At 66.1% G+C, this 13,597-nt stretch carries 7 protein-coding genes; 5 read left to right on the top strand and 2 right to left on the bottom strand.

What is annotated here, in order from left to right; genetic code table 11:
- The first annotated feature begins 78 nt into the window (after nt 1-78).
- The 5 genes from CSW62_RS20805 (at nt 79) to rpoC (ending at nt 10,769) form a co-directional block, all read left to right on the top strand.
- Entirely contained in the window at nt 79-1,128 is a 1,050-nt protein-coding gene (locus CSW62_RS20805; RefSeq protein WP_099581157.1) for a YCF48-related protein, read from the top strand.
- A gap of 107 nt (nt 1,129-1,235) precedes the next feature.
- The gene (locus CSW62_RS20800; protein WP_099581155.1) at nt 1,236-1,739 is read left to right on the top strand and encodes a hypothetical protein; all 504 of its coding nucleotides are present in this window, start codon (nt 1,236-1,238) and stop codon (nt 1,737-1,739) included.
- On the top strand, nt 1,706-1,864 hold the full coding sequence (locus CSW62_RS20795; protein WP_099581153.1) for a hypothetical protein: 159 nt from the start codon (nt 1,706-1,708) through the stop codon (nt 1,862-1,864). The genes CSW62_RS20800 and CSW62_RS20795 overlap by 34 nt, the downstream gene beginning before the upstream one ends.
- 465 nt (nt 1,865-2,329) lie before the next feature.
- Nucleotides 2,330-6,400, top strand: a complete 4,071-nt coding sequence (gene rpoB, locus CSW62_RS20790; protein ID WP_099581151.1) for a DNA-directed RNA polymerase subunit beta — start codon at nt 2,330-2,332, stop codon at nt 6,398-6,400.
- A 178-nt stretch (nt 6,401-6,578) separates the two neighbouring features.
- Nucleotides 6,579-10,769, top strand: a complete 4,191-nt coding sequence (gene rpoC, locus CSW62_RS20785; RefSeq protein ID WP_099581149.1) for a DNA-directed RNA polymerase subunit beta' — start codon at nt 6,579-6,581, stop codon at nt 10,767-10,769.
- Nucleotides 10,770-10,917: 148 nt separating this feature from the next.
- On the opposite strand, the gene CSW62_RS20780 is transcribed toward rpoC, so the two are convergent.
- Nucleotides 10,918-11,628, bottom strand: a complete 711-nt coding sequence (locus CSW62_RS20780; protein WP_099581146.1) for a hypothetical protein — start codon at nt 11,626-11,628, stop codon at nt 10,918-10,920.
- A gap of 125 nt (nt 11,629-11,753) precedes the next feature.
- Nucleotides 11,754-13,595, bottom strand: coding sequence for a CocE/NonD family hydrolase (locus CSW62_RS20775; RefSeq protein WP_369827556.1), 1,842 nt, complete (start codon nt 13,593-13,595; stop codon nt 11,754-11,756).
- Nucleotides 13,596-13,597: the final 2 nt, after the last annotated feature.

Here is a 13,597-nt window from a genome sequence, read left to right as displayed (position 1 = left end):
CGCCTCGCCGCCCATCGCGATCGCTTGCGCCGACGCCGATTTGCCCGCCTGATGGCCGGAATTCGCAGGAGCCGAACCTTGAAGCGCAGAGACTTCCTCGCCACCGCCGCCGCCTTGACGGTCTCGCCCAGCCTGGTCGCGACGCCCGCCCTGGCGCGGGACGAGCGCGCTCAGGGCGTTGGCGGCATCCGCATGCCGACCTCGGTCGCCGACACCGAACTGCGGGGCCTCTCGCCGACCGGCGGCAAGCGCTACTGGGCCTCGGGCTCCAAGGGCTGGCTGATCCGCGGGCAGGACGAGCGGCAGGACGCCATGCGGATCGTCGGGGCCGAGAAGCTGGACTTCCGGGGTCTGCACGCCTTCGACGACAACCACGTCCTGGCCATGAGCGCCGGACCCGGCGAGGCCTCGCAACTGTTGCGCACCAAGGACGGCGGCAAGACCTGGAAGCGGATCGCCGCCAACCCGGATCCGGAAGGCTTCTGGGACTCGATCGCCTTTATCGACAGCCGGCGCGGCTTCATCCTGGGCGACCCGACCAAGGGCCGGTTCACGGTGCTCTACACCGCCGACGGCGGCGAGACCTGGACGCGGCTCAAGGACGAGGGCGTGCCCCTGGCCGCGTCGAACGAGGGCGCCTTCGCCGCCAGCAATGGCTGCGTGGCGATCGGCCCGCGCGGCCAGGTCGCCTTCTGCTCCGGCGGGGCGGGCAAGGCGCGGGTCTATGTCTCGCGCGGCGGGAGCGGCGTCTTCGTGGCGCTGGACACGCCGATCCTGGCCGACGCGCCGTCCAAGGGCGCCTTCGCCGTGGCCTACGACAAGCACGGCGCGCTGTGGGTCTGCGGCGGCGACTACCAGAAGCCTCGCGCCGAGGGCGTCAACCTGGCGCGGCTGGATCCGGGCCGGGTGAGCTTCGAGGCGGTCGCCGCCCCGACCGGCTACCTGTCGGGGATCTCGGTCAAGGGCTCGACCGTCATGGCCACCGGCCTGGCCGGGACCATCGTCAGCCGCAAGGGCGGGCCGTTCCAGCGGGTCTCGGGCGCGCCCATGAACACGGTGCGGCTCTCCTCGGAAAAGTCGGCCGTGCTGTGCGGGCCGAAGGGCGCGATCGGGCTCTGGCGGGCCTGAGGCGGCAGAAGGCGCCGGCTGGCTTCCGCGAAAACTGAAGCTTTTCAACGCCGCTCGCGTCGGCGCGATTCTTGCAACCTCCAGGCGTGTTCGCCTGGGAGGGCAGGATGTCTGTCTCGGGTATCGGAAGCGGAAACTGGTCGGCCTACGCCGCCGCGAGCGCTGATCGCACGCGCGGGACCGCGACCGCCCGTGCCGACACGGGGTCCAGCAGCGACGTCGACAAGGTTCGCGAGAAGGGGCTCACCGCCTTCGCCAAGCAGGCCAAGGCCGAGGCCTGGGCCGAGAAGGTGCGGAAGTGGCGCGACGAGGCGATGAAGGCGATGGGCCTCACGCAGGAAAGGCTGGACGCCATGTCGCCGGAGGACCGGGCCAAGGCGATGCAGCAGATCGACGAATATGTGCGGCGCAAGATCGACGAGGCGATGCAGGCGGCGCGCGAGGAAGCCAAGCGCAAGGGCCAGCCGCTGGCGGGACGGCCGTTCCGCAATTCGTGGATTTCAGCGCCTAGACTAGAACCTGGGAACGCCAAGCGTCGCCGTGCGCTAATCGCGGGTATCACCAAGGAAGCTTCGCCATGCTCAAGGTCGCCGGTGTCCTGCTCGTCCTGATGATCCTGTTCGGGATCCTCGGTTTCGTCGCCAACGTGGCCGGCGCTATCACCAAGGTCGCGTTCTTCGTCTGCCTGATCGCCCTGGGCGTCTCGCTGGTGATGAAGATGCTGAAGAAGACCTAATTTTTCCGATCTCCCCGGCGAATGCCGGGGTCCAGATCGAAGCCGCGGGTCCCCATCGCCTGGACAATGCTTTCGAGCGCGAACACCCAAACCACTCAGGATGTATCTGGGCCCCGGCATTCGCCAGGGAGATCGGGTGAAGGGCGGGAAGCTTGGCTGGGGATGGCTTCAGCCAACGCATTTACGCCCGTTTACGAATCCCCCTTTTCTTCCGCGCTCTGTTCCCCTATATCCCCGCCTTCACGATTACATCGGCGGAGCGCTTTGGCGCGTCCGTATTACGCCCCGAGGCGCGATCAGCCGCCCTCCGATCCGCGCGAAGGGGCGCCCATCAGGCTTCCGATCCCGGTCGCCCGATAGGGGAATTCCAGCGTCCGCAGCTCCCTGAGAAGGCGAGCGGCGAGGGTGGACGCTACGGACATTCTAATTCACGCGCGGATTCCGTCCGCGCCGCAGGGAAACAACATGGCGCAATCCTTCACCGGCAAGAAGCGGATCCGGAAGTCTTTCGGCCGCATCCCCGAAGCTGTGCAGATGCCGAACCTGATCGAGGTTCAGCGCTCTTCCTACGAACAGTTCCTTCAGCGCGAGGTCCGTCCGGGCCAACGCCGCGACGAAGGCGTCGAGGCGGTCTTCAAGTCGGTTTTCCCGATCAAGGACTTCAATGAGCGCGCGGTGCTCGAATACGTTTCGTACGAATTCGAAGAGCCCAAGTACGACGTTGAAGAGTGCATCCAGCGCGACATGACCTTCGCGGCGCCGCTGAAGGTCAAGCTGCGCCTGATCGTGTTCGAAACGGAAGAAGAAACCGGCGCCCGCTCGGTCAAGGACATCAAGGAGCAGGACGTCTACATGGGCGATATCCCGCTCATGACGGACAAGGGCACCTTCATCGTCAACGGCACCGAGCGCGTCATCGTCTCGCAGATGCACCGCTCGCCGGGCGTGTTCTTCGACCACGACAAGGGCAAGACCCACGCCTCGGGCAAGCTGCTGTTCGCCGCCCGCGTGATCCCGTATCGCGGCTCGTGGCTGGACTTCGAGTTCGACGCCAAGGACATCGTCTACGTCCGCATCGACCGTCGCCGCAAGCTGCCGGCCACGACCTTCCTCTATGCCCTGGGCATGGACGGCGAAGAGATCCTGACCACGTTCTACGACGTCGTCCCGTTCGAAAAGCGTTCGGGCGGCTGGGCCACCCCGTACAAGCCCGAGCGCTGGCGCGGCGTGAAGCCGGAGTTCCCGCTGGTCGACGCCGACACGGGCGAGGAAGTCGCTCCGGCCGGCACCAAGATCACGGCTCGCCAGGCCAAGAAGTTCGCCGACGGCGGCCTGAAGACCCTGCTGCTGGCGCCGGAAGCCCTGACGGGCCGCTACCTGGCGCGCGACGCGGTCAACTTCTCGACCGGTGAAATCTACGCCGAAGCCGGCGACGAGCTGGACGTCACCTCGATCCAGGCCCTGGCCGACCAAGGCTTCGACACCATCGACGTGCTGGACATCGACCACGTCACGGTCGGCGCCTACATGCGCAACACCCTGCGCGTGGACAAGAACGCCGTCCGCGAAGATGCGCTGTTCGACATCTATCGCGTCATGCGTCCGGGCGAGCCGCCGACGGTGGAAGCCGCCGAAGCGATGTTCAAGTCGCTGTTCTTCGACGCCGAGCGCTACGACCTGTCGTCGGTGGGCCGCGTGAAGATGAACATGCGCCTGGAGCAGGACGTGTCGGACGAAGTCCGCATCCTGCGCAAGGACGACGTCCTGGCCGTGCTGAAGGTCCTGGTGGGCCTGCGCGACGGTCGCGGCGAAATCGACGACATCGACAACCTGGGCAACCGTCGCGTCCGCTCGGTCGGTGAGCTGCTGGAAAACCAGTACCGCGTCGGCCTGCTGCGCATGGAACGCGCCATCAAGGAACGCATGTCGTCCGTCGACATCGACACCGTGATGCCGCACGACCTGATCAACGCCAAGCCGGCCGCGGCCGCCGTGCGTGAATTCTTCGGCTCCTCGCAGCTGTCGCAGTTCATGGACCAGACGAACCCGCTGTCGGAAATCACCCACAAGCGTCGTCTCTCGGCCCTCGGCCCGGGCGGTCTGACCCGTGAGCGCGCCGGCTTCGAAGTCCGCGACGTTCACCCGACCCACTACGGCCGGATCTGCCCGATTGAAACGCCGGAAGGCCCGAACATCGGTCTGATCAACTCTCTGGCCACCCACGCCCGCGTCAACAAGTACGGCTTCATCGAGAGCCCGTACCGTCGCGTGAAGGACGGCAAGCCGCAGGACGAAGTCGTCTACATGTCGGCGATGGAGGAATCCAAGCACGTCATCGCCCAGTCGAACATCGCGGTGTTCGAAGGCGAGATCGTCGACGACCTGGTCCCGGGCCGCATCAACGGCGAACCGACCCTCCTGCAAAAGGAAACGGTCGACCTGATGGACGTGTCGCCGCGCCAAGTCGTGTCGGTGGCCGCCGCCCTGATCCCGTTCCTCGAAAACGATGACGCCAACCGCGCCCTCATGGGCTCGAACATGCAACGTCAGGCCGTGCCGCTGGTGCAGTCGGACGCCCCGCTGGTCGGCACCGGCATGGAAGCCGTCGTCGCCCGTGACTCGGGCGCCGTCGTCATCGCCAAGCGCACCGGCGTGGTCGAGCAGATCGACGGTACGCGTATCGTCATCCGCGCCACCGAAGAGACCGACGCGGCCCGCTCGGGCGTCGACATCTACCGGATGTCGAAGTTCCAGCGTTCGAACCAGTCGACCTGCATCAACCAGCGCCCGCTGGTGAAGGTGGGCGACCGGATCAACACCGGCGACATCATCGCCGACGGTCCCTCGACCGAGCTGGGCGAACTGGCCCTGGGCCGCAACGCGCTCGTCGCGTTCATGCCCTGGAACGGCTACAACTTCGAAGACTCGATCCTGATCTCCGAACGCATCGTCCGCGACGACGTCTTCACCTCGATCCACATCGAGGAATTCGAAGTCATGGCCCGCGACACGAAGCTCGGCCCGGAAGAAATCACCCGCGACATCCCGAACGTCGGCGAGGAAGCCCTGCGCAACCTCGACGAAGCCGGCATCGTGGCGATCGGCGCCGAAGTCCAGCCGGGCGACATCCTGGTCGGCAAGGTCACGCCGAAGGGCGAAAGCCCGATGACGCCGGAAGAAAAGCTGCTGCGCGCCATCTTCGGCGAAAAGGCCTCGGACGTCCGCGACACCAGCCTGCGCCTGCCCCCGGGCGTCGCCGGCACGATCGTCGACGTGCGCGTGTTCAACCGTCACGGCGTCGACAAGGACGAACGCGCCCTGGCCATCGAACGGGCCGAGATCGACCGTCTGGGCAAGGACCGCGACGACGAGTTCACGATCCTGAACCGCAACATCTCGGGCCGCCTGAAGGACCTGCTGATCGGCAAGGTCGCGCTGTCGGGTCCCAAGGGCCTGTCGCGCGGCGAGATCACCGCCGAGAACCTGAGCCAGGTGGCTTCGGGCCTGTGGTGGCAGATCGCGCTCGAAGACGAGAAGGCGATGGGCGAACTGGAAAGCCTGCGCCGCCTGTTCGACGAGAACCGCAAGCGCCTGGACCGTCGTTTCGAAGACAAGGTCGACAAGCTGCAGCGCGGCGACGAACTGCCTCCGGGCGTCATGAAGATGGTCAAGGTCTTCGTGGCCGTGAAGCGCAAGCTTCAGCCGGGCGACAAGATGGCCGGCCGTCACGGCAACAAGGGCGTCATCTCGCGCATCCTGCCGATCGAGGACATGCCGTTCCTCGCCGACGGGACGCACGTCGACGTCGTTCTGAACCCGCTGGGCGTGCCTTCGCGCATGAACGTCGGTCAGATCTTCGAGACCCACCTCGGCTGGGCCTGCGCCAACCTCGGAAAGCAGATCACCAACCTGCTGGAAGACTGGCAGCACGGCGGTCAGAAGGAAGCCCTGGTGACGCGCCTGCGTGACATCTACGGCCCGGACGAAGAACTGCCGGACACCGAAGAGGGTCTGATCGAGCTGGCCAAGAACCTGGGCAAGGGCGTTCCGATCGCCACCCCCGTGTTCGACGGCGCGCGCATGAGCGATATCGAGGACCACCTCGAAATGGCCGGCGTCAACAAGTCGGGCCAGTCGATCCTGTACGACGGTCTGACCGGCGAGCAGTTCAAGCGTCCGGTCACGGTCGGCTACATCTACATGCTGAAGCTGCACCACCTGGTCGACGACAAGATCCACGCTCGTTCGATCGGTCCGTACTCGCTCGTCACGCAACAGCCGCTGGGTGGTAAGGCCCAGTTCGGCGGTCAGCGCTTCGGGGAAATGGAAGTGTGGGCTCTGGAAGCCTACGGCGCGGCCTACACCCTGCAGGAAATGCTGACGGTGAAGTCCGACGACGTGGCCGGCCGGACCAAGGTCTACGAGTCGATCGTCCGTGGCGACGACACGTTCGAAGCCGGTATCCCGGAAAGCTTCAACGTGCTGGTCAAGGAAATGCGCTCGCTCGGCCTGAACGTCGAGCTGGAGAACAGCTGAGTCGATTGAGGATCCTCCCCCGCGATGCGGGGGAGGTGTCCCGGAGGGACGGAGGGGGCCAACTCGGCCGATCTCCAGCTAGCCCCCTCCGTCGGCTTCGCCGCCACCTCCCCCGCAACGCGGGGGAGGAGCGCTCTAAAGAGAATTTTTCGCGGGTGATCCCGCAGAAGGAACCAAGATGAACCAGGAAGTCCTGAACATCTTCAATCCGGTCCAGGCCGCTCCGACCTTCGACCAGATCCGCATCTCGCTGGCCTCGCCGGAAAAGATCCGCTCGTGGTCGTTCGGCGAGATCAAGAAGCCGGAAACCATCAACTACCGCACGTTCAAGCCCGAGCGTGACGGCCTGTTCTGCGCCCGTATCTTTGGCCCGACCAAGGATTACGAATGCCTGTGCGGCAAGTACAAGCGCATGAAGTACAAGGGCATCATCTGCGAAAAGTGCGGTGTCGAAGTCACCCTGGCCCGCGTCCGTCGCGAGCGCATGGGCCACATCGAACTGGCCTCGCCGGTCGCCCACATCTGGTTCCTGAAGTCGCTGCCGTCGCGTATCGCCATGATGCTCGACATGCCGCTGAAGGACATCGAGCGCGTCCTGTACTTCGAATACTACATCATCACCGAGCCGGGCCTGACCCCGCTGAAGCTGCACCAGCTGCTCAGCGAAGACGACTACATGCGCGCTCAGGAAGAGTACGGCGACGACAGCTTCACCGCCGAAATCGGCGCTGAAGCGGTTCAGAACCTGCTGAAGGCCATCGACCTCGAGAAAGAGGCCGAGCGTCTGCGCGAGGAACTGTCCGGCACCGTCTCGGACATGAAGCAGAAGAAGTTCAGCAAGCGCCTGAAGATCCTGGAAGCCTTCCAGGAGTCGGGCAACCGTCCCGAGTGGATGGTGCTGACGGTCGTTCCGGTCATCCCGCCGGAACTGCGTCCGCTGGTGCCGCTGGACGGCGGCCGCTTCGCGACCTCGGACCTGAACGACCTGTATCGCCGGGTCATCAACCGTAACAACCGCCTGAAGCGCCTGATCGAGCTGCGCGCCCCCGACATCATCATCCGCAACGAAAAGCGGATGCTGCAGGAGTCGGTCGACGCCCTGTTCGACAACGGCCGTCGCGGTCGCGTCATCACGGGCGCCAACAAGCGCCCGCTGAAGTCGCTGGCCGACATGCTGAAGGGTAAGCAAGGCCGCTTCCGTCAGAACCTGCTGGGCAAGCGCGTCGACTATTCGGGCCGTTCGGTCATCGTGGTCGGTCCCGAGCTGAAGCTGCACGAGTGCGGCCTGCCCAAGAAGATGGCTCTGGAGCTGTTCAAGCCGTTCATCTACGCGCGCCTGGACGCCAAGGGCCTGTCGGGCACCGTCAAGCAGTCCAAGCGCATGGTCGAGCGCGAGCAGCCGCAGGTGTGGGACATCCTCGAAGAGGTCATCCGCGAGCACCCGGTCATGCTGAACCGCGCGCCGACGCTTCACCGTCTGGGCATCCAGGCGTTCGAGCCGAAGCTGATCGAGGGCAAGGCCATCCAGCTGCACCCGCTGGTCTGCGCCGCGTTCAACGCCGACTTCGACGGCGACCAGATGGCCGTGCACGTCCCGCTGAGCCTGGAAGCTCAGCTGGAAGCGCGCGTCCTGATGATGTCGACCAACAACATCCTGTCGCCCGCCAACGGTCGCCCGATCATCGTGCCGTCGCAGGACATCGTCCTGGGTCTGTACTACCTGTCGGTCGCCCGCGAGGGTGAGCCGGGCGAAGGCAAGATCTTCGCCGACCTGGGTGAAATCGAAGCCGCCATGGACGCCGGCGTCGTCTCGCTGCACGCCAAGATCAAGGCGCGCCACACCGAGATGACTCCGGAAGGCAAGCTGCTGCGCAAGGTGATCGACACCACGCCGGGCCGCATGAAGATCGCCGCCCTGCTGCCGCACCACCCGCAGATTGGCCACCGCCTGATTGAAAAGGCGCTGACCAAGAAGGAAATCGGCAATCTGATCGACATCGTCTACCGCCACTGCGGTCAGAAGGCGACGGTCATCTTCGCCGACAAGATCATGGGTCTGGGCTTCAAGGAAGCCGCCAAGGCCGGCATCTCCTTCGGCAAGGACGACATCATCATCCCGAAGCGGAAGGAGGCGATCGTCGCCGAAACCCGCTCGCTGGCCGAAGAGTACGAGCAACAGTACGCCGACGGCCTGATCACCAAGGGTGAGAAGTACAACAAGGTCGTTGACGCCTGGGCCAAGGCGACCGACCGCGTCGCCGACGAGATGATGGCCGAGCTTCAGACGAAGCATAAGGACGAGAACGGCCGCGAGAAGGAAATCAACGCCATCTACATGATGGCCCACTCCGGCGCTCGTGGTTCGCAAGCTCAGATGAAGCAGCTGGGCGGCATGCGCGGCCTGATGGCCAAGCCCTCCGGCGAGATCATTGAGACCCCGATCGTCTCGAACTTCAAGGAAGGCCTGACCGTTCAGGAGTACTTCAACTCCACCCACGGCGCCCGTAAGGGTCTGGCCGACACCGCGCTGAAGACGGCCAACTCGGGTTACCTGACCCGTCGTCTGGTCGACGTCGCGCAGGACTGCATCATCGTCGAGGAAGACTGCGGCACCACGCGGGGCATCACCCTGCGCGCCGTCGTCGAGGGCGGTGACGTCCTGGTCTCGCTGGGTCTGCGCGTCCTGGGTCGCTTCACGGCCGAGGACGTCAAGAACCCGAGCACCGGCGAGCTGGTGGTTCCGGCCGACACCTATGTCGACGAGAACATCGCCGACGCCATCGAGGCGGCGGTCGTCCAGTCGGTGAAGGTCCGCTCGGTCCTGACCTGCGAAGCCAAGGTCGGCGTCTGCGGCGCCTGCTATGGTCGCGACCTGGCCCGCGGCACCCCGGTGAACATCGGCGAAGCGGTCGGCGTCATCGCCGCCCAGTCGATCGGTGAGCCCGGCACGCAGCTGACCATGCGTACGTTCCACATCGGCGGCACCGCCCAGGTGGCCGAGCAGTCGTTCTTCGAAGCCTCCAACGAGGGTACGGTCCGCGTGATCGGCCCGACCGTTATTGGCGCCGACGGCGCGCTGGTCATCATGAGCCGCAACACCTCGGTCAGCGTGCTGGTCGACGGCAAGGAGCGCGAAACCTACAAGCCGCCGTACGGCGCCCGCCTGCGGGTCAAGGACGGCGACCTGGTCAAGCGCGGCCAGCGCCTCGGCGATTGGGACCCCTACACCACCCCGATCATCACCGAAGTGGCCGGCAAGATCCGCGCCGAAGACCTGGTGGATGGCCTGTCCATCCGCGAGGAAGTCGACGAAGCGACCGGCATCGCCCAGCGCGTCATCGCCGACTGGCGTACGTCGGCCCGCGGTTCGGACCTGCGTCCGGCCATGGGCGTGCTGTCGGAAGACGGCTCGTACAAGCGCCTGTCGAACGGCGGCGAGGCTCGCTACCTCCTGTCGGCCGGCGCCATTCTCTCCGTCGCCGATGGCGACGAAGTGAAGCCGGGTGAAGTGATCGCGCGTATCCCGACCGAAGGCGCCAAGACCCGGGACATCACTGGTGGTCTGCCGCGCGTCGCCGAACTCTTCGAAGCCCGCCGTCCCAAGGACTGCGCGGTCATCGCGGAAATGGACGGCCGTGTCGAATTCGGCAAGGATTACAAGAACAAGCGCCGGATCAAGATCACGCCGGACGTCGACGCCGATGGCAACCAGGCCGAGGCGGTCGAGTTCCTGATCCCGAAGGGCAAGCACATTGCCGTCCACGACGGGGACTTCATCTCCAAGGGCGAGTACATCATCGACGGCAACCCGGATCCGCACGACATCCTGCGCATCCTGGGCGTCGAGGCCCTGGCGAACTTCCTCGTCGACGAGATCCAGGAGGTCTATCGACTGCAGGGCGTGCCGATCAACGACAAGCACATCGAGACGATCGTTCGTCAGATGCTGCAGAAGGTCGAGATCCTCGAGCCCGGCGACACCGGCCTGATCAAGGGTGACCACCTTGATAAGCCGGAGTTCGACAAGGAACAGGACAAGGCTGTCGCCCGTGGCGGTCGTCCGGCTGTGACCCAGCCGGTGCTGCTGGGCATCACCAAGGCCTCGCTGCAGACCAAGAGCTTCATCTCGGCCGCGTCGTTCCAGGAAACGACCCGCGTCCTGACCGAAGCCTCGGTGCACGGCAAGACCGACACCCTGGAAGGCCTGAAGGAAAACGTCATCGTGGGTCGTCTGATCCCCGCCGGTACGGGTTCCTACCTGCGCAGCCTGCAGCGCGTCGCCGCCAAGCGCGACGAGCAGCTGGCCCAGCAGCGCGAAGAAGCGATGGAGCCGCTGCCGGCCGAGATCGCGCTCGCGGACGCCGAATAGGCGCCCGCGACACTCGGTAACTCGGATGCCGGCGGCATCCGGGGAAGCCGAATAGGCCTTTTAGCCTAGAGCGAATACGGAAAGGCCCGGGAGCGATCCCGGGCCTTTTTCGTATGATCGGCGGGAGGCGACGCGACGCGCCTAGGGGCTAGCGTTTGTGGACCGAAGCCTCGGGCGTAAACACGCTGCCTTGCAGGGGAATGGCGCAGGGAGAGCGTCCCAGGCGCACCGTTCCTTGCGTGTCCTTGGGCTTGCGGCCGACGCCGAACTTGACCGAGCACTTGAGGAACGGGACGTAAACGTGATCGGGCGTCACGGCCCCCGGCGTCGGGTCGGACGAGGACCGGCCCGAAGGCCCGGCGGCGGCGACCTCGTCGTAATAGGCGCGTTTGCCGGGATCCATCGGCGCGTCATAGGTGGGCGTCGCTGCGGTCAGCCGGCCGAACTGTTCCTCGCACCTGTCCCGCTCCTGCCGCGACAGCGCCCGGCGAGCGCACCCCGCGCCGGAGCGCAGCGCGGCGCGCACATTTTCGGACATGAGCGCGGGCGAGGGCGCGGTAGCCTCTCCGCCGACCGCTGGCCCGGGCGCGACGGCCGACACCACGCCTTCGGGCGAGACGGGCGCGGTCGCTTGCGCGGCGGCGGGCGGCGCTGGAACGCGTGAGGCGGGCTTTTGGCGGAGGACAGCGGGCGTCGCCGGCCGAAACAGCTCGACGGATAGCAGCGCCAGGTCGGGCGCGAGATCGAGCCGCGCGGGCGCCGCAGGCCGGGCCAGCCAGGCCAGCACGATGACGTGCAGCACGACCGACAGGCCCGCGATGATCCACAGCCGGCTCAGCCGTGGGCGATCCGCCGTCATCTCGGTTCCGCCCCCTCGGATGACCTACGCCTCAGGCTTGTCGCGGAACACGGTCCAGTTGTGACGAAAGCTAGGCTTTTCCGCGTCCCGGCGGGCCGGGACGCGGGAGCGCCGCCTGACCCAGCCTACTTCCGGCCCACCACCGGCAGTTCGATGTACGACTCCTCGCCGGCCGCGTGGTGCAGCGCGTTGTTGGCGACCACGAACTTGGTCTCCTTCTCGTTGTCGCCGCCGGTGTTCAGGTTGCGGACGAACTTCGGGAAGTTGGACGAGGTGACCTCCACCCGGATGCGGTGGCCGGGCAGGAAGGTGTTGCTGGTGGTGATCGGCGTCGGCTTGACCGTGTAGGTCTGGCCGGCCGTCATCATCGCCGGCTTGTCATAGCTGTCGCGATAGCGGGCCCGCATGATGGTGTCGCCCAGGATATAGGCCGTGCCGTCCGGCCCGACATCGACCAGCTTGACGGCGAAGTCGGTGTCCTTGGCGTCCGACGAGACCTTGAGGAAGGCGCGGACGAAGCCCGAGACCTCCAGCGGTTCGGTCAGCGGCTCGCTGGTGTAGACGAGTACGTCGTCGCGGCTCTCGACGCCGCGTTGGTCGAAGGCGCCGGCGATGACCAGGCCGCCGTTGCAGCAGTCGCCGCCGCCCACGGTCTGGACCGGATTGGTCGGATCATAGGCGTAGCGGTCGGGCTGCTCCCCCGCGCCCGGCGCGACGGCCGTCAGCTTGCCGTCGCCGGCCAGGCTGTTGGCGCGGCCGCTGGAGCGCAGATAGAGCTTCATCGGGGCCGAGCCTTCCGGCGGCCACTGGGCCGACTGCTTCCAGCTGTTGGCGCCCATCGAATAGTAGCGGACCGGCGGCGTGGTCTTCGGGAAGGCGTTGACGTCGCCCTTCAGCCAGCGGTCGAAGAAGGCGTAGACCTCCTTGTCGGCGTCGAAGTTCACCGTCCCCATGTCGCGGTCGCCCGACTTGTAGGGGACCTGCAGCGAGCGGGCGTTGAAGCCGCAGTGGTTGCTGGGCGTGACGATGGCGTACTGGTTGTCGCTGGCTTCCTTGTCCGAGTTCACCGTGCGGGCATGGTTGAACAGCGCCATGTTCGGGCCGATCGACACGTCGTACCAGGAATTGAACCACAGGGCCGGGACGCCCCAGCCCTTATCGTCGTGATAGAGCCCGCCCTTGCGCCAGGCGGGGTCGGCCGGGCCGTCGCGGTTGATCAGCTCCTCGAACGTGCCCTTGGGCTCGCCCAGGTCCTGCAGCATCTCGTTGACCGGCAGGTGGCGGATCTGGGTGGGCCAGTTCACCTCGGGCTTCTTGGCCTCCAGGTCGTTGTACCTGGCCAGGCGGGCGATGGTCTTGGAGTCCAGGCCCTTGGGCGGCTGGGCGCGCAGCGGGTTGTCGACGCCGTACAGCCACACGAAGAACAGGTTGCGCGGCACGCCGCCGGTGTACCAGTTGCCCTGCTCCTGGAACTCGCCGACCTTGCCGATGCCGGCGCCCGAGGATTGCGGGACCATGGCGGCGTGGGCCGGGTGGTTCTGGCCGGCCAGGGCCAGCTGCCATTCGGCCGTCGAGGAGCAGCCGCGCGTGCCGACCTTGCCGTTCGACCAGCTCTGCTTGGCGATCCAGGTCAGGGTGTCGTAGCCGTCCGTCTGCGGATGGCCCAGGATCTCCCACTCGCCTTCGGAGTAGTAACGGCCGCGCTCGTTCTGCAGCACCAGGGCGTAGCCGTGCTTGATGGCGTCCAGCGCGCTGCGCGTGGTCCCCGCCTTGTAGGGCATCTCGTTATAGGGCGTCTTGACCAGGATGGTCGGCAGCGGCCCGGTCACGCCCTTGGGACGATAGACGTGGGTCGCCAGCCGCACGCCGTCGCGCATCGGCACCATGACGTACAGTTGCACGTCGGCCTTGGCGGCCAGCTCCTTGTCGAGCGCGGCGTCGGAAAATTGCGAATAGTCCTGGGCCATCA

It is taken from the genome of Caulobacter sp. FWC2, assembly GCF_002742625.1.
Lineage (GTDB): Bacteria > Pseudomonadota > Alphaproteobacteria > Caulobacterales > Caulobacteraceae > Caulobacter.
This window is presented reverse-complemented; position numbering and strand designations above follow the sequence as displayed.